Genomic DNA, 16,469 nt, shown 5'->3' on the forward strand with positions numbered 1-16,469 from the left:
ACATTAACGAAATATTTTTAAATTAATTTTTAATATATCATAATTTAATTCATTTTCAAATTATCAAATTAACTTATTTTCAAATTAAAATCTTTATGGAAAATTTAAGAGAAGAATTAAAACACAAAATTATTGAAGTCCTTAATCTTGAAGATGTTGCCGGGGAAGAAATCCAGGATACGGATCCTCTGTTCGGAGGCGGAATGGGATTGGATTCTATTGATGCCCTTGAGCTGATTGTTCTTTTGGATAAAGACTACGGCATCAAACTTTCCGACCCTAAAAAAGGAAAAGAAATTTTCCAGTCTATCGATACGATGGCTAAATTTATTGAAGAAAACAGAACAAAATAAGTAATGGGCAGAAAAATTGCCATTACGGGAATGGGCATCATTTCCTCCATCGGTCATAACGTGGAGGAAAATTTTATTTCGTTACAGTCCGGAAAGCACGGCATTTCAGATATCGAGCTGTTTAAAACACGGCATGCGGGAACCATAAAGACCGGAGAGATCAAACTGTCTAATGAAGACCTGATCCGCCAGCTCGGCCTGCCTGAAGACAATAACCTGACCCGCACAGCCTTGTTAGGCATCTGGGCGGCAAGGGAAGCGGTTGAAAAAGCAGGGATTTCAGATATGAATGAATACAGGACCGGACTGATCTCCTCTACAAGCGTAGGCGGGATGGATATTACGGAAGACCTGTTTTATACTTATGAGAACTATCCTGAAAAAAGAAAATACATCGATGCCCACGATGCAGGCAATTCCTCGCTGGCCATTGCAGAAGATCTGGGACTGAAAGGGATGGTTTCCACCATCAGTACTGCCTGTTCATCTGCGGCCAACGCCATTATGATGGGTGCCAAACTCATCAGGAGCGGAGTGCTGGACCGGGTGATCGTAGGAGGCACAGATTCACTTTCCAAATTCACCCTGAATGGCTTTAATACGCTGATGATCCTTACCGATTCCTATAACACCCCTTTTGATCAAAACAGAAAGGGACTGAACCTGGGTGAAGCTGCGGCTTTTCTGGTCCTCGAATCTGATGAGGTGGTAAAGAAAGACCATAAAAAAGTCCTGGGATACCTTTCCGGATACGGAAATGCCAATGATGCCCATCACCAGACCGCCTCTTCTGAAAACGGACAGGGTGCTTACCTGGCCATGCAGAAAGCATTGGAGGTTTCGGGACTGGCTAAAGAAGATATTGATTACATCAATGTGCACGGAACGGCTACGCCTAACAACGATTTATCCGAAGGCATCGCCATGATCAGGATATTCGGTGAAGGCAGGGTCCCTGAATTCAGTTCTACCAAGGCATTCACAGGACATACCCTTGCTGCGGCTGCCGGGATTGAAGCAGTATTTTCCCTGCTGGCCATACAGCACAATACCATTTTTCCGAACCTGAACTTCAGGACCAGGATGGAAGAGTTTGACCTCACTCCCGTTACCGAGCGGAAGGATAAAAACATCCGCAACGTGCTGTCTAATTCTTTCGGGTTTGGCGGCAACTGTTCCACTTTAATTTTTTCAGCATCATGAGTTCCGTTTACATCAACAGTGCAGCCTGTATTTCGGCTCAGGAGACCTTACAGGATGATTTCATCAGCCTTCTTCAGGCACAGAATGCCGTTCAGGTCTTACAGGCTGTAGAACCTAATTATAAAGAGTTTATTGCACCTGCCATGATCCGGCGGATGTCTAAAACGGTAAAAATGAGTACCGTAGCGGCACATCATGCTCTGAAAGAAGCAGGAGTTAAGCAGCCGGATGCCATTATCGTGGGTACCGGGATGGGATGCTGCCAGGATTCTGAAAAGTTCCTGAAGAACGTCATCGACAATCATGAGGAATTCCTGACTCCAACCTATTTTATCCAGTCAACCCATAATACGGTAGCAGGACAGATTGCTCTGGGGCTTCAGTGCCACGCTTATAATTTCACCTATGTGAACACGTCTTCGGCCCTGGAATTTTCATTGCTGGACGCTAAGCTCCAGATCAATGACGGTGAAGCAGAGAATATCCTTACAGGTGCTACAGACGAGAAAACAGACCGGGTAATGGAACTTTTCCGGCTCAACGGGACCCTGAAAACAGAAGATAATCTACCGGCTGACCATCTTCATTCGGATACTGACGGCGTAACCTGGGGCGAAGGAGCCAGCTTTTTTGTCCTGGGAAAAGACAAATCTGAAAGTTCCTATGCAGAACTCAAGGATATCAAGATAACCAATACACTGAAGACTGAAGAAACATCAGCCTTCATAACCGAATTTTTAGCCCATAACCATACCGAGCCTCAGGAAATCGATGCGGTGATCCTCGGATTCAGCGGTGATGCTGCCTCTGACGTGTTTTATACGGAAGCAATGAAAGTTTTCCCGGATTCTGTATTGTTATATTATAAACACCTGAGCGGCGAATTCAATACATCCAGCGGGTTTTCCCTTTTTATGGCCTGTCATATCCTCAAAGACCAGCAGGTCCCGGAAATCATGATGGCGAATACGGTAAAAAAGAACGGCATTAAAAATGTTCTCTTATACAATTACCTGAGAGGCCACGACCACAGTCTGGTACTCTTGGGAAGAGCTGATTCTTAACTGATTTAATATGATTCAGATTATGAAACATTACCTGTTTATCCTTTTTTACCTTTTCTGCAACCTGTTTATTTATGGGTTTCAGGGAAGCCTCTGGGTATACCTGTTCTGCTTAATTTTATTTTCATTAATCGTCGTCTGGGCTTCTTTTGATATCCGACTGGGGTATTTTGTAGACAGCATCACCCATAAAAGAACAAAAACAAAGGAGATCGCACTGACATTTGATGACGGCCCCACCGAATTTACCCCTGCTGTCCTTGATTTGCTGAATGAGCATCAGGTCAGGGCTACCTTCTTCTGTATCGGCAAACAGGTTGAGAAACATCCGGAAATATTCCGGAGGATCATTACAGAAGGCCATACTGTAGGAAACCATACCTATTCGCATTCCAACCAAACCGGGTTCCTATCAGCTTCAGGAATGGCTGAAGAGATCGAAAAATGCGATGAGGTTATGCTGAAAACCGGAAATATTCAGACCATATTGTACCGTCCCCCGTTCGGGGTGACCAATCCGAATATTGCCAGAGCCATTAAAAGGACCGGCAAAAAAAGCATCGGCTGGAATGTGCGTTCCCTCGATACGGTCACCGGAAAAGCCCCGTCCATTTACAGGAGAATTATCAGAAAAATACGTCCGGGAAGTATTGTGCTGCTCCATGATACTTCACAAAAAACAACCCTTGTCCTGAAAGATTTATTATTATTTTTGAAAGATAAAAAGTACAGTACGTACACCATCGATTCAATCATCAAACCGGAACACCATGATTAAAAATATTGCTTTAGGAGTTTTATTACTGGTTTCAGGCTTTGCCATCGCTCAGAATACAGCGATGACAGGGACTGAAGCCAAAGCATTTGTCACAAAAGTATCGGCAGAAAGCCGGCAGATCAAAACCTTGCAGAGCGACTTTACCCAGACCAAGAAAATGGATTTCCTGGATAAAAGCATCATCACACAGGGAAGAATGTCCCTGAAAGCCCCGAATATGCTGAGCTGGAAATACACTAAGCCCTATCAGTATGCCATTGTTTTCAAAGACAATAAGATTTTCATCAATGACCAGGGAAAAAAATCTTCGGTAGATGCAAAAAGCAAAACCTTTGAAAAGATCAACAAGCTGATTGTGGGCAGCTCCAACGGGCAGATGTTCAATGACCCTGAATTTACCGTTGCCTATTTTAAAAATAACGGATTCAATATTGCAAAATTTACCCCCAAATCTTCCCAGCTCCTGAAATACATCAGACAGATAGAGCTGTATTTCCCTAAGAACCAGTCGACGGTTTCGCAGGTAAATATGCTGGAGGCTTCCGGGGATACCACCAATATCGTTTTCAAAAATACCAAGATCAATGCACCGGTTCCTGCGTCAGAGTTTTCTTTATAGCATCCTGATTTTGAGCCTGATCAGCTGTAAGACTTATCAGCTTACGGACGTAAAGCCGGCTCTGGATACGTTGAAAACTGCGGAAAACCTTTATTTTTCTTCCGGAGCAGATTACGTGTACAAATGCCAGATGGATATTTACGGCAACCCTGTCAGTGGAATCCTCATCATCAAAAAAACGGAAGGTGGTGCCCACCGTGTTGCCCTGGCTTCTGACTTCGGCAATAAGCTGATTGATTTCACCATTTCCGATACGGATTTTAAAGTCAATTACGTCGTTCCGGACCTGGACAGGAAGATAGTCATCAACTTCCTGAAAAATGATTTCCGCAGGCTACTGAAGAAAGAATATCCCGTCAATCAGGCTTTTGAAAACCCACAGTTCAGGATATACCTGTCACAATCCGGTCGGGAAAAATATTACCTGTTCTTTGACAAAGAATCGGAAATGCTTCGGCAGATCATATACACGGAAAAAGACCGTGAAAAAATAGATTTTAGTTTCGGGGCAAAAAAACATATCTTCGCAGACAGCATACAGCTACAGCACAGGGATTATAAGATCAGCATCCGGTTATTTCAGATCACAGAAACAGAATAGGCCTATGAAAAAAAGTAGTTTCATCTCTGATGCGTCGCGTAGGCATTAATTTCACTCCGCTTACCAAAGAATAATTTAATCTTAAAAACAACCGTATGCAAAGCATCCTTACAAACTTTTATACCGTACAGTCTATCGACAGAACAGAAAACGGCAATTTTACTGCCCGCATCGTACTGAATAAAGAACATGACATTTTCAAAGGGCATTTTCCGGGCAATCCGGTTACTCCCGGAGTATGCATGATGCAGATTGTGAAAGAACTTACCGAAGAATGTACGGGAACGCAACTTTTCCTTAAATCGGCCTCCAATGTAAAATTTATGGCCATCATCAATCCGTTTGAAACTCCGGAACTCACTTTACAGCTGGACGTTACCGAACATGAACAGGATATTAAGGTAAAAAATGTTACGGCCTTTGGCGAGACTATTGCATTGAAAATGTCAGTACACTACCAAAAATTAACGTCATGAATTTCATCTTCTCCTTTATAGCGTCATTTATATTTTTTTTCCAGGCTACCGACATTGAATCTCTGCGGTACAGTTACGCCAAAGCCAACCAGTCAACGGCCAATACCAAAGCCTTCATCAACCTGGCGGATAAGCAATCGGGATCAGACCCTGTTATCCTGGGGTATAAAGCTGCGGCGCAGATTATGGAAGCCAAGGTGACCACGGAAAAGGGAAAACGCAAAATGTTTGTAAAAGCCGGAGCTACCAGTCTGGAAAATGTGATTAAAAGCAATCCGAATAATGCTGAACTGAGGGTAATCCGCCTGAGTGTACAGGAAAATATCCCTAAGATTGTCGGATACCATAAGAATATGAATGAAGACAAAGCGTTCATCCTGAACAACTACAGCAAACAGAACAGCAGCCTTAAAAGCTATATCAAAAGGTTCGCCTCACAGTCTAAGACCATGACTGAGGCAGAACGTTCAGCCCTTAAGTAGCCCCCATGATCCTCTCTGAAGTCCGGCACGCCATTTCTGAACAGAAAATCTGTGTCCTTATTCCCACCTACAACAATGCAAAAACCCTGCGTAGGGTTATTGACGGTGTCCTGGTTTATACGGAAAGCATTATTATTGTCAATGACGGTTCTACTGATGCTACATCTGATATTTTAGCCGGGTATACTGGCGTTAAGACCATCCATCTTCCGGCCAACAAAGGAAAAGGTAACGCGCTGAAAACCGGTTTCAGGGCAGCTCAGGCTGCGGGATATGATTATGCCATCACAATTGATTCGGACGGCCAGCATTACCCGGATGACATTCCGGTATTTGTCGAGGCCCTGCTGGAGGAAGGTGGAGATGTACTGCTGATCGGGAACCGCAATATGGCCCAGGACGGAATTCCTAAAAAAAGCAGCTTTGGCAACCGGTTTTCCAATTTCTGGTTCTGGTTTGAGACCGGTATCAGGCTGGAAGATACGCAATCCGGCTACCGTCTTTACCCTTTGCACAAAATACCCAAAAAATATTTTACGCCGAAATTTGAGTTTGAGATCGAGATTATTGTTCGCTCCGCATGGAAGCATATCCCAGTGAAGAATGTTCCGGTAAAAGTTTTATATGATCCGGCAGAACGGGTATCGCATTTCAGGCCATTCAAAGACTTTACCCGCATCAGCATCCTGAATACTATCCTGGTTACGATTGCGCTGGTCTATATTATCCCGAGAAGGTTTATCCATAATTTCAGGAAGAAAAGCTTCAAGCGGTTCATTAAGGAAGATGTGCTGGAAAGTGACGGCAGCAACCGTATCAAGGCATTTTCCGTTGCGCTGGGAGTATTTGTAGGCTTATGTCCGCTCTGGGGGTTCCACACCCTGCTGGTGATTTCATTATCTGTCCTTTTCAAGCTGAATAAGGTACTGGCATTTATGGCTTCCAACGTGAGCCTTCCCCCGTTTATTCCGTTTATCATTGCGGCTTCATTATTCCTGGGCGCGCCATTTGTACAGGGTGACAGCAGCATCCTGAACCACGAACTGAATTTTGAGCTGGTTAAAAACCATCTGCTTCAGTACGTCATAGGCAGCTTTATCCTGGCTGCAATATTATCTGCCGTTTCAGGAGTCGTAACGTTTGTTCTGCTGAACAGGATAAGCCCGGATGCTGAGGAACCGTTCAATAATTCGCATCCTGTCGAGTAATCTATTTTCCAGGCTCTCATTTGAGCTTTCTGAGCGTCTTTTGCAGGTACTTTTCCGTATTTTTCCGGTCGGGAACCGTTGTAATTTCTTTGGTGAGAGCTTTTTCGAACGCTGCTTTTGCTTTTGCGTAATCCCTTCTTTCAAAATAGTACCTTCCGGCATAGTTATATACCAGCCAGAAATCAGGGTTTAAGGACTGATAATGTGCCATCCATTCTTCGGTGAGTTCTGTATCTCTATCATTGATTGCCTTTTCTATGACTGGAGTAAGCCTTTTGTATTCCTCATACTTCTTAAAATCCAGGCTGCGCACAAACGAATCTTCTGCAATCGTCATTCCCGGTTCCGAGAATCCATGCTCTCTATGCTTACCCGAAAAGATTTTATTAAGGTCATAACAGACAAATTCACCCAACTGATACGGATTGGAAGAAACCCAGGCCAGTCTTTTTTCAGGTGAAAATATAACAGCATGGTGCGCTATCAGCTGATTGATCGCCTTTTCATTGCCGTAACCCAATGCACGTTCTTTTAATCCGGAGCGGTCCCGTAATAAGGCGGCCATTTTCTCAGGATTCAGGGTCCTGTCTTTTTCCATAAGCTCCTGAAGCTTTTCATACCGGTATTCCGAATGGCTCTCCAGAATATGTTTCCGGTTTCTTTGGTCATGAGCATAAGCATCCGACTGGAAATGGTTCGTACAGAAGACCTGACCTGAATTTTCTGCCTGGTACACTCCGAAGTTATCCGGGGATACCTCAATGATTACAGCTTTTCGGTCATGCGCGCTTCCTACCAGTATGGATTCGGAAACGAATACTTTTCTCTTCCTGGCAATGGCTATCGCCTGATCGATGGTTTCAGCATATTGAAGGATCTCTCTGGTGACCAGTGAGATCGGCGTTTTTGCCGTTAAAGGAATCCTGGATTTCCCGGCATTGATGGTAACGGTAATCCCCAATTTATTCATCCCGGAAACCACGCCGATCATTCCCGGCCAGCTTACTGACATATAGGGAATTCCCCTATCCGGTTCCACGAATTCAACCACTTTATTCTGTGCGAAATCATCGCCTACATAAAAGTCGAAATTCCTTCCGATCAGCAGTTCGCCGTCATCTGTATACCGGTCCCAGACCGCAATAGAAGTACAGCCCACCATAGCCAGGTCCTGAAGGGCATGGCCGATATCATGCGCACCGTGCAGGTAAAGGTTCCTGAGGTATTTCGGGGCGATAAAATTGTAGCGGTCCGAAGAATATTGTGATAAGCCATAAAGTTCTGCCTGGTAATCCTCACGCACATTCAGGTACATTTTCCTGTTGTACCATTTCAAGAAACCGCGCAACAGCTTTTGCTTCAATGCGGAGGGTACGAATCCCTCTATCCTGGAAAAGAAAATTTCTTCCTGCTTCTGCATCAGCGGCTGGGTGAGTGCGCCATTGTTATATCCTAATTCCAAAGGGTTTCCTTTGATGTAGAGTTCCCACAGCTGCTGTTTGTTTTTGGTAAGGTAATTTTCTTTGAAACTGAAGGTGGAATCATTGATCCGCTTTACGTCCGGAACCCGGGCAGAATAAGCACTGACATCCGGGATATGATGCACTGATTTTGAAATTCCGCAGGAGTTCAGCAGCCATAACAAAGAAAAAACGGTTATATGATGTATCATATAATTCAACCGGCCGGAAAATCCGCCATATATCTTTCTACTGCAATGCCGATGTCTACTGTTGGTCATAGCTGCTCTTTAATGCATTTAACCGCTCACGCATCAGTTCTCTACCGAGAATTTCGGTACAGGTACCGAATGCCCCAATGGTTACCCCAAGGATACCGTGCATATTAACCGATTGCCCTGTAAGAAAAATGTTATCAATTTTCGTTCTCGGCGAAACCATGGTTTTCAGCGGATTTTCCGAATTTTTCAGGTATCCGTACATATTGCCTTCAAAGCTCCCGATATAATCCCGGTAAGATAAGGGCGAAGAGGTGTACACATGATCTATATAGTTCCTGAGATCAGGTATCTTTTTCTCCAGGGCATCCATCATCGCTTCTGCTTTTTCCTGCTTGAAGCGTTCGTAGGCTTCTCCCCGTAAATGTTCATGGACAACCGTATTCACAGTATCTTGCCATTGTTTTACCTCTTCAAAATCCATATAGGAAATGGCGGTAAGGCTTTCTGCAAAATCCGGGTGGGCCTTTGAAGGCGTACAGGAAAGCATATAGGTTTCCGGCCATTGTTCTTTACGGTACCGGAAGGCATTCCAAACGCTGTCTTCAGAAGCATAGTGATAGACATTGTAATTGAAATGGGAAACTGACTGAGGCTTCAGTACCATATATACGCTGAAGCATGAGGAAGTAGGTTCCCAGCTCATGATCCGGTTCAAAAATGATTTCTTAAGCCTGTTTTCGCCGATTAGCTTAACCGTAGCCCGGATATCGATGTTGGAAATAAACTGTTTGGCAGCGAATACTTTTCCGCAGGCGGTTTTTGCCGATCTCAGAATATTCTGTTCATCAAAAACCAGTTCTGAAACTTCCGTATGTTTGTATACTTCCGCTCCGTATTCCCTTAATTTCCTGATCAGCAGCCTGGATATCTGGCTTCCGCCTTTCACACATTTATAAGCACTTTGCATATAGGAGTTGACCGTAAGGGCATGGACATAAAAAGGAACATCCTCAGAATTTCCGGCATACAGGAAATTGGCGCCTAACAGTACAGACTGCAGCTTTTTATTCGATGTGATGGATTCTATGAATCTTCTGGTATTGAGGTGAAGCACCTCTTCATTGTACCGTTCTTCAGCGCTGAGGTTGTAGAGCGGAAACTGACTGCATACATACCGGATCTCTTCGCAGTAGTTTTCAATATTTTCTTTTTCTTCAGGAAAATAATGGGACAGGTGCGTTATAAAATTCTCATATCCCTGAGCATGCGGATAGGCCGTTGCATCTTCGCCAAAAGTAATATGGTCGTAACCGTTTTCATCCATTTTACGGATTTCAAGGTCATCCATGATTCCCAGATACGAAAAGTACTGATGGAGGTTCTGTCCCTCCGACAGCCCTCCAAGGTAATGGACCCCGGTATCGAAAATCTTTTTATTCCTTGAAAAAGTCTGAAGGTTCCCTCCATACTGGTTATTTTTTTCCAGAACGGCAACTTTCATCCCTTCTTTAGCAAGGATGAGTGCTGAAACAAGGCCTCCCAGGCCACTGCCGATCACCAGTATGTCGTATTCTTTTTTCAATACATCCGTTTTGTTGTGCTAAATTACAATTTTAAACCGTCGGATATCTGCAGCCCGACCTGAATGGAGCTCTTTTTTATTTTTGAGAATGGGCGGGGAGAATAAAAAAAGCAGGAATGGAGGACGGAAAAGCTGCCACCGTACTGTTAAGACTGGTTTATATCATCCCAGAAATCGAAATAATTAAACCATTGCAGGGGATATTTCCTGACCATGGCTTCGAGATTCCTTGTATAGGAATTTAAAAGGCCCTGTGCATCCCTTTTTTTCACGTTTTCTGCCACTCTCGCATACAGGTGGTAATGGAGCTTCTTTTCCTTCATTACATAGACATATACTACGGGAACGCCGAGACGGGAAGCAATAAGGAATGGTCCTGCCGGGAATCTGGCACTTTTTCCCAGCAGCTCGCCTTCCAGGTATTTGGATCCTTCAAAATAACGGTCACCGGTAAAGCAGATCAGTTCATTCCTGGAAAGGGCATCATTGATCTCGAAGATATGCGACATATCATCCTTCACATAGATGAATTTGGTTGTACTTTTCTTTACCGCCACGCTATCGAGGTATTCTTTAATGGCTGTAACTTCCTGATCGGTAGTTACTAAATTAATCTGGCAATCAAAATCGATGTCTGCAAAAAAGTGTTCCGCAATCTCAAAATTACCGATGTGGGCACTGATAAGGATGCCTCCTTTCTTGGCTGCCAGAAGATTACGAAGGTGGTCTATCCCGTCGAATTCATAGGTAAACTGGTCCCGAAGGCCAGCAGAAATAGCCGTCTTATCAATCAGGACCGTTCCGAATGTAAAGTAGCTTCTGAAAACAGACCATTTTGACTTAAGTGTACTGTATCCCAAACGTTTGTGAAAATAATGCCGTATGGAGCGGCTGCTTTTTTTAAGGAACAGAAAGTAATAGGCTGCCACAAAATACAGCACGACATATGAACTCCGGACCCCGATATTCCTAATGCACCAGACAAATATCTTATAGCCTGCAATACTGCCTTTGGATTTGCCTTTCCATTTGTTCATGGTTCTTATCTGATATGTATCGGTCTAACAATATGCAGTGGATTTTTCATACACTGCCGGATGGGTCTGTTATAGTCTTAAGAATGTAGATTTCGATCGATAGTTATGCGTTTTTTTCAGCGATCTTATGTTCTATCGTCGAATAGAAATCTTCAAAGGTCACGATATTTTTGAAATCGGCCTCGCCCAGCTTCACGCCGAAATTGGATTCGATAACGACTACCAGATCAATATAATCCAGGCTGTCCAGCCCCAATGTCTTTTTAAAATTGGCTTCGTTGCTTATCTCTTCGCTGTCTACTTCAAATTCGTTGACCAGGAAATCATTAACAGTGGTAATAATTTTCTCCCTTTCCATGTTTTATTTATATTTTTTTACTATCAATGCGGAATTGGTCCCCCCAAATCCGAAAGAATTCGACAAAAATACATCAATTTTTTGACTTTTGGTTTCAGCAATGATATTTATCCTTTGGGCTTCATCATCAGGATGTTCCAGATTGATATTGGGAGCCACGAAACCATGCTGCATCATCAGTATGGAATAGATGACCTCACTGGCTCCTGCCATCCAGCATTCGTGCCCGGTCATCGACTTTGTGGAACTCACCGGAACATCACTGCCGAAAATTTCATAAATGGCCCGGGCTTCATTCGCATCCCCGATCGGGGTGGAAGTTGCATGGGCGTTGATATAATCGATATCCTTTACCGTAAGTCCTGACTGCTGCAATGCGCGCTGCATAGCCAAAGCAGGGCCGTCTACATTCGGAGTGGAAATATGGCCGCCGTTAGATGAGAACCCGTATCCGGCAATTTCCGCAATAATATGGGCGCCTCTTTTCTGGGCAGATTCCAGGCTCTCCACAATCAGAGTGGCAGCACCCCCGCTCGGGATCAGGCCGTCCCTGGCCGAGTCAAATGGCCTTGAAGCTTTAGCAGGTTCGTCTTCCCGTACTGAGAATACACCCAGGCCGTCAAAACTGGCCATGGAATAATGGTTGGTTTCCTGTGCCCCTCCGCAGACAATCATATCCTGGAAACCATTTTTGATCATCATGTACGCCAGTCCCAGGGAATGCGAGCCGCTGGCGCAGGCTGCACTGATGGTCAGGTTAATACCCCGCAGCCGGAAAATGGTGGAAAGATTCATGGTTACCGTAGAATTCATGGATTTGAAAATCGCACCGGAACCCATAAGCGTGGTATCTTTCTTTTCCCGGGCAATATCAATGGATTCCACTACAGCCTGGGAAACACTGTCATTCCCGTACAGGATGCCAACTTCATGGGCATCCAGGAAATCCTGATCGATTCCCGCCTGCTGCAATGCATCGGTTGTGGCCAGGAAAGCATATTCACTTTCCTCACCCATGCTTACGCGCTGCCTTCTGCTCAGGAGGTTCTTCAGGTCAGGTTTGGGAACAACACCGCTGAGCCCGGACCTGAATCCGAACTCTTTTCTTTTATCCACCAGAACAATCCCGGACTTCCCCTGAAATAGGGATTCTTTTACCTCATCCAGAGAGGTTCCTATGCAGGAATAAATTCCCATCCCGGTAATGACTACCCTATTTTCCATCTCTCTAAATTTAACAATGTATCCATCTAACAAGGTAACAATTATAACTGTTATTTATTGGTATACCGGTACACTGGTATATTGTTATATTACTTAAGAATAGATTCCTCCGTTAATATTAATGACTTCACCCGTAATATAAGATGCTTTCTTGGAAGCCAGGAAGGCAACCAGGTCAGCCACTTCTTCAGCTTCCCCGAAACGGTTAACCGGGATCATGGCTTTCAGTTCGTCCTCATTGAATTCCTGCGTCATATCTGTTTTGATGAATCCCGGAGCAACAGCATTCACGGTAATATTTCTTTTGGCGACTTCCTGGGCAAGTGCTTTCGTAGCTCCTACCAAAGCACCTTTAGCCGCAGAATAATTGGTCTGGCCAGCTGTTCCTTTTACTCCGGAAACAGACACCATATTGATGATCCTGCCGTATTTATTGCGCAAAAGTTTCTGGATGAAGAAATTAGTCACATTAAAAAAGCCATTCAGGCTGGTGTTGATTACACTGTTCCAGTCTTCGCTCGGCATCCACATAAACAATCCGTCTCTGGTAATCCCGGCATTATTAATAATAACTTCAACCACGGAATCCGGATTATTTTCCTGCCATTCTCCCAATACCTGAAGGGTCTCTTTAGCATTGCTTACATCAAATTTCAGGATTTCACCTGTAGATCCCAACTCTTCCACTTTGGCAAGCGTTTCTTTTGCTGCCGCTTCATTGGAAGTATAATTGATCAGGATATGATATTTTTTTTCTTCTGCCAGTTTGATACAGATGGCCCTCCCGATTCCTCTGGAGCCTCCCGTAACGATCGCACATTTCATAGGTTCCTGTTTCATTGGTTTGTTTTAAATATATTCTTCATCTTGGTTAAGACAGTTCATGGCTGCAAAAAGTTACATGGACTTCAGGTATCTCCTGACCTCTTCCAGGTACGGATACATCACCATATCATCCGAAAATGCAGGAATGATATTCCGTATTTCATCATAAAGCACTTTGGTTGAAGATGAAACCTGATCCTGAAAACCAAGGTAATCAATAGCCTGAACGATGGTGATCGCTTCAATACTCAGGACTTCAAATGCATTTTCAATCACTTTTCTGCAGATGACCGCAGCATTGGTCCCCATACTGACAATATCCTGATTATCATTATTGTTCGGGATACTGTGGATATACATCGGGTTGGAAAGCATCTGGCTCTCTGCCGTAGTGGATGTTGCGGTGAACTGCACGCCCTGCATCCCGAAGTTAAGCCCTAACCTGCCCAGATTGACAAACGGAGGCAGGATCTCATTGATCTTCGCATTCAGGAGATAATTAAGCTGGCGTTCTGCCAGCATCGTAAGCTTGGTAACGGCAATTTTTAATTTATCCATTTCCAGCGCTACATAATCACCGTGGAAATTTCCTCCATGGTATACATGCTGGTCTTCAACATTGATAATCGGGTTGTCGTTGGCGGAATTGATCTCATTTTCCAGGACCTTTTCCGTATACTCCAGAGTATCCAGTACAGGACCTAAGATCTGAGGCACACACCGAAGGGAATAGTATTCCTGAACCTTATCTTTAAATATTTTTTCCTGTTCCTCAAAACGGGTATACAGGTGGGCTGCTCTTTTACGGATGAGCTTGCTGTCTGACAGGTGATCGCGCATCCTTTCCGCAATTTTCTGCTGCCCGTAATGCCTTTTGGTAGCATTCAGGGCTTCTGAAAGATGGTCATCATATGCTTGGACAATCTCATTGATAGCACAGGAAAGCTTCAGGGAAATTTCCGTCAGCTGACTGGCTTTATAAGCATTGACGGCTCCGATTCCGGACATTACGGAAGTTCCGTTCATCAGGGCCAGGCCTTCACGGATCTCTACCGCAATCGGCTGAAGTCCTTCAGCCTCAAAAACTTCTGAGGTTTGTCTTCTCTGTCCTTTATAAAAAACCTCTCCTTCCCCGATCAGCACCAAAGCCAAATGAGCCAGCTGTACCAGATCGCCGCTTGCCCCCACACCGCCGTGTTCAAATATCAGCGGGGTAACATCTCTGTTGATGAGCTCCTTAAGCAATTCCACCACAGAATGGTGTACACCGGATTTACCCAATGACAGGGTATTCATCCTGGCAAGCATACAGGCTTTGACTTCATCAGCCGGAAGCGGGTTTCCGATGCCGGATGAATGGCTCCGGATCAGGTTATACTGGAGCTGGTGTGTATCTGCATCCCCTATTTTGAATTGGGCCATCGGACCGAAACCGGTATTCACCCCATATATTACCTTATCTTTAGAAAATTCTTTTAAAAAACGAAAACTTTCCTCTACTCTTGTCAAAAGGGCGTCATCCAGCTCTATTTTTTCATTTTCAGTAACGATTTTCTGAAAGTCCTTCAGTTCTAAAAAGTTATTTATTTTCATCAATCAAAGTTAATGTAATATATATTTGTAAATTATTAATTAATTGTCATTAATTTTGCGGCAAAGATAAAAGTTATTATTAAAATAAAAAATCAAAGATGACTAAAGAATGGGTTGATGTGCTCGTTATCGGAGCCGGACCTTCCGGATGCGTATCTTCTTCTTACTTAAAGAACAACGGCATCAACGTAAAAGTGGTTGAGAAAACCAGGTTCCCGCGTCTGGTGGTAGGTGAAAGCCTGATTCCGCGCGTTATGGACCACTTTGATGAGGCAGGGCTGTTCCCGGCACTGGATGCTATGGGTTTTGAAAAAAAACTGGGTGCCCGCTTCCTGCGCGGGGACGAGGTCTGTATTTTTGATTTCAGCAATAAATTTGGCGAAGGTTGGGATTGGACATGGCAGGTTCCGAGAGCAGACTTCGATAATGCCTTAGCCCAGGAAGTCATTAAAAAAGGGATCGACCTGGAGTTTGAAACAGAGGTCACCGGCATTACCTTCAACGGAACGGACTCTGTAACGACGGTAAAGAACAAAGGTGGGGAAACCAAAGAGATCCATGCGAAGTTTGTGATTGATTCCAGCGGCTACGGCAGAGTCTTGCCTAGGCTTCTGGATCTTGAAAAACCTTCAAAGCTATCCCCTCACTCGGCTATTTTCTCCCATGTACAAGACATTAACCGGGAAGAAGGCACAGAAGGAACCCTGATTTCATTTGACATCATTGAAACTGAAGTCTGGCTTTGGGTAATCCCTTTCTCCAACGGGAATACCAGCGTTGGTATCGTGGGTCCCACGGAATATATTGACCGGCTATCACAAAACGGAGATCCTGCTGAAGCCTTAAGAAAAGCAATTTCTCTGTCAGATTATTATGTAAAGCGTTTCGGAGAGGTCGATTTCCTCTTTGAGCCAAGGCACCTGAAAGATTACTCCTGTTCGGTCAAAAGCCTGTTCGGGGATGGATTCGCGTTAACCGGCAATGCTTCGGAATTCCTTGATCCGGTATTCTCTTCCGGAATGGCCTTTGCCACGGAATCGGGAATGCTTGCCGCCAAACTGGCCTTACGGCAGCTGAACGGCGAAACCATCGACTGGCAGAAAGAATATTCGGATTATATCTTATATGGGGTGGATGTATTTACCACGTACGTAAAAGAATGGTATACCGGCAACCTTCAGGAACTGTTTTTCCATCAGCCGGAAAATCCGGATGTAAAAAAGAAAATCTGCGCAGTCTTAGCCGGCTATGTCTGGAACAAAAAAAATACATTTGTCAGGATACATGATACCGCTATTAAAAATCTTGCAGAATTCATTAAGGCAGAAAAAATGCAGTCATAAAAAATCCGCTTCCATCACTGGAGGCGGATTACTTTTTATATT

Annotated in this window: 17 protein-coding genes; 10 read left to right on the forward strand and 7 right to left on the reverse strand. The window is 44.2% G+C overall.

What is annotated here, in order from left to right:
* Window positions 1-95: 95 nt before the first annotated feature.
* The 9 genes from CGB83_RS11380 (at window position 96) to CGB83_RS11420 (ending at window position 6,784) form a co-directional block, all read left to right on the forward strand.
* Entirely contained in the window at window positions 96-353 is a 258-nt protein-coding gene (locus CGB83_RS11380) for a phosphopantetheine-binding protein (protein ID WP_100075880.1), read from the forward strand.
* 3 nt (window positions 354-356) lie between these two features.
* Window positions 357-1,556 (forward strand): beta-ketoacyl-[acyl-carrier-protein] synthase family protein, encoded by a 1,200-nt coding sequence (locus tag CGB83_RS11385; protein WP_100075881.1) that lies wholly within the window; start codon window positions 357-359, stop codon window positions 1,554-1,556.
* A complete protein-coding gene (locus tag CGB83_RS11390; protein WP_100075882.1) occupies window positions 1,553-2,620 on the forward strand; it encodes a beta-ketoacyl synthase N-terminal-like domain-containing protein in 1,068 nt (355 codons plus the stop codon). Before CGB83_RS11385 ends, CGB83_RS11390 begins: the two co-directional genes overlap by 4 nt.
* Before the next feature lie 22 nt (window positions 2,621-2,642).
* Window positions 2,643-3,398 (forward strand): polysaccharide deacetylase family protein, encoded by a 756-nt coding sequence (locus tag CGB83_RS11395; protein ID WP_100077573.1) that lies wholly within the window; start codon window positions 2,643-2,645, stop codon window positions 3,396-3,398.
* Window positions 3,391-4,017, forward strand: coding sequence for a flexirubin biosynthesis/transport protein LolA2 (gene lolA2, locus CGB83_RS11400; RefSeq protein WP_100075883.1), 627 nt, complete (start codon window positions 3,391-3,393; stop codon window positions 4,015-4,017). Before CGB83_RS11395 ends, lolA2 begins: the two co-directional genes overlap by 8 nt.
* Complete coding sequence (gene lolB2, locus CGB83_RS11405; RefSeq protein ID WP_100075884.1) at window positions 3,983-4,618, forward strand: flexirubin biosynthesis protein LolB2; 636 nt, start codon at window positions 3,983-3,985, stop codon at window positions 4,616-4,618. Before lolA2 ends, lolB2 begins: the two co-directional genes overlap by 35 nt.
* 95 nt (window positions 4,619-4,713) lie before the next feature.
* On the forward strand, window positions 4,714-5,094 hold the full coding sequence (locus CGB83_RS11410; RefSeq protein ID WP_100075885.1) for an ApeI family dehydratase: 381 nt from the start codon (window positions 4,714-4,716) through the stop codon (window positions 5,092-5,094).
* On the forward strand, window positions 5,091-5,576 hold the full coding sequence (locus tag CGB83_RS11415; protein WP_100075886.1) for a hypothetical protein: 486 nt from the start codon (window positions 5,091-5,093) through the stop codon (window positions 5,574-5,576). Before CGB83_RS11410 ends, CGB83_RS11415 begins: the two co-directional genes overlap by 4 nt.
* Before the next feature lie 5 nt (window positions 5,577-5,581).
* A complete protein-coding gene (locus tag CGB83_RS11420) occupies window positions 5,582-6,784 on the forward strand; it encodes a DUF2062 domain-containing protein (RefSeq protein ID WP_100075887.1) in 1,203 nt (400 codons plus the stop codon).
* A 16-nt stretch (window positions 6,785-6,800) separates the two neighbouring features.
* Here CGB83_RS11420 and CGB83_RS11425 read toward each other — a convergent pair whose 3' ends face one another.
* The 7 genes from CGB83_RS11425 to flxA form a co-directional block, all read right to left on the reverse strand.
* A complete protein-coding gene (locus tag CGB83_RS11425) occupies window positions 6,801-8,456 on the reverse strand; it encodes a C45 family autoproteolytic acyltransferase/hydolase (RefSeq protein WP_100075888.1) in 1,656 nt (551 codons plus the stop codon).
* Between the two features lie 55 nt (window positions 8,457-8,511).
* A complete protein-coding gene (locus CGB83_RS11430) occupies window positions 8,512-10,047 on the reverse strand; it encodes a phytoene desaturase family protein (RefSeq protein WP_100075889.1) in 1,536 nt (511 codons plus the stop codon).
* A 146-nt stretch (window positions 10,048-10,193) separates the two neighbouring features.
* A complete protein-coding gene (locus tag CGB83_RS11435) occupies window positions 10,194-11,084 on the reverse strand; it encodes an LpxL/LpxP family acyltransferase (RefSeq protein ID WP_100075890.1) in 891 nt (296 codons plus the stop codon).
* 103 nt (window positions 11,085-11,187) lie between these two features.
* Window positions 11,188-11,442, reverse strand: a complete 255-nt coding sequence (locus CGB83_RS11440; RefSeq protein WP_100075891.1) for an acyl carrier protein — start codon at window positions 11,440-11,442, stop codon at window positions 11,188-11,190.
* Window positions 11,443-11,445: 3 nt separating this feature from the next.
* Window positions 11,446-12,666, reverse strand: a complete 1,221-nt coding sequence (locus tag CGB83_RS11445) for a beta-ketoacyl-[acyl-carrier-protein] synthase family protein (RefSeq protein ID WP_100075892.1) — start codon at window positions 12,664-12,666, stop codon at window positions 11,446-11,448.
* Window positions 12,667-12,759: 93 nt separating this feature from the next.
* The gene (gene flxB, locus CGB83_RS11450; protein ID WP_100077574.1) at window positions 12,760-13,491 is read right to left on the reverse strand and encodes a flexirubin biosynthesis SDR family reductase FlxB; all 732 of its coding nucleotides are present in this window, start codon (window positions 13,489-13,491) and stop codon (window positions 12,760-12,762) included.
* Between the two features lie 72 nt (window positions 13,492-13,563).
* Entirely contained in the window at window positions 13,564-15,084 is a 1,521-nt protein-coding gene (gene flxA / locus CGB83_RS11455; RefSeq protein ID WP_100075893.1) for a flexirubin biosynthesis tyrosine ammonia-lyase FlxA, read from the reverse strand.
* A 98-nt stretch (window positions 15,085-15,182) separates the two neighbouring features.
* Here flxA and CGB83_RS11460 point away from each other — a divergent pair, with 98 nt between their 5' ends.
* Window positions 15,183-16,427 (forward strand): NAD(P)/FAD-dependent oxidoreductase, encoded by a 1,245-nt coding sequence (locus tag CGB83_RS11460; RefSeq protein WP_100075894.1) that lies wholly within the window; start codon window positions 15,183-15,185, stop codon window positions 16,425-16,427.
* Window positions 16,428-16,469: the final 42 nt, after the last annotated feature.

Source organism: Chryseobacterium camelliae, from assembly GCF_002770595.1.
Lineage (GTDB): Bacteria > Bacteroidota > Bacteroidia > Flavobacteriales > Weeksellaceae > Chryseobacterium > Chryseobacterium camelliae.

What these genes read in the sequence shown, in the direction of transcription:
- CGB83_RS11380 (WP_100075880.1), top strand. Translation starts at nt 96, where the DNA reads ATGGAAAATTTAAGAGAAGAATTAAAACACAAAATTATTGAAGTCCTT.
- CGB83_RS11385 (WP_100075881.1), top strand. Translation starts at nt 357, where the DNA reads ATGGGCAGAAAAATTGCCATTACGGGAATGGGCATCATTTCCTCCATC.
- CGB83_RS11390 (WP_100075882.1), top strand. Translation starts at nt 1,553, where the DNA reads ATGAGTTCCGTTTACATCAACAGTGCAGCCTGTATTTCGGCTCAGGAG.
- CGB83_RS11395 (WP_100077573.1), top strand. Translation starts at nt 2,643, where the DNA reads ATGAAACATTACCTGTTTATCCTTTTTTACCTTTTCTGCAACCTGTTT.
- lolA2 (WP_100075883.1), top strand. Translation starts at nt 3,391, where the DNA reads ATGATTAAAAATATTGCTTTAGGAGTTTTATTACTGGTTTCAGGCTTT.
- lolB2 (WP_100075884.1), top strand. Translation starts at nt 3,983, where the DNA reads ATGCACCGGTTCCTGCGTCAGAGTTTTCTTTATAGCATCCTGATTTTG.
- CGB83_RS11410 (WP_100075885.1), top strand. Translation starts at nt 4,714, where the DNA reads ATGCAAAGCATCCTTACAAACTTTTATACCGTACAGTCTATCGACAGA.
- CGB83_RS11415 (WP_100075886.1), top strand. Translation starts at nt 5,091, where the DNA reads ATGAATTTCATCTTCTCCTTTATAGCGTCATTTATATTTTTTTTCCAG.
- CGB83_RS11420 (WP_100075887.1), top strand. Translation starts at nt 5,582, where the DNA reads ATGATCCTCTCTGAAGTCCGGCACGCCATTTCTGAACAGAAAATCTGT.
- CGB83_RS11425 (WP_100075888.1), bottom strand. Translation starts at nt 8,456, where the DNA reads ATGATACATCATATAACCGTTTTTTCTTTGTTATGGCTGCTGAACTCC.
- CGB83_RS11435 (WP_100075890.1), bottom strand. Translation starts at nt 11,084, where the DNA reads ATGAACAAATGGAAAGGCAAATCCAAAGGCAGTATTGCAGGCTATAAG.
- CGB83_RS11440 (WP_100075891.1), bottom strand. Translation starts at nt 11,442, where the DNA reads ATGGAAAGGGAGAAAATTATTACCACTGTTAATGATTTCCTGGTCAAC.
- CGB83_RS11445 (WP_100075892.1), bottom strand. Translation starts at nt 12,666, where the DNA reads ATGGAAAATAGGGTAGTCATTACCGGGATGGGAATTTATTCCTGCATA.
- flxB (WP_100077574.1), bottom strand. Translation starts at nt 13,491, where the DNA reads ATGAAATGTGCGATCGTTACGGGAGGCTCCAGAGGAATCGGGAGGGCC.
- flxA (WP_100075893.1), bottom strand. Translation starts at nt 15,084, where the DNA reads ATGAAAATAAATAACTTTTTAGAACTGAAGGACTTTCAGAAAATCGTT.
- CGB83_RS11460 (WP_100075894.1), top strand. Translation starts at nt 15,183, where the DNA reads ATGACTAAAGAATGGGTTGATGTGCTCGTTATCGGAGCCGGACCTTCC.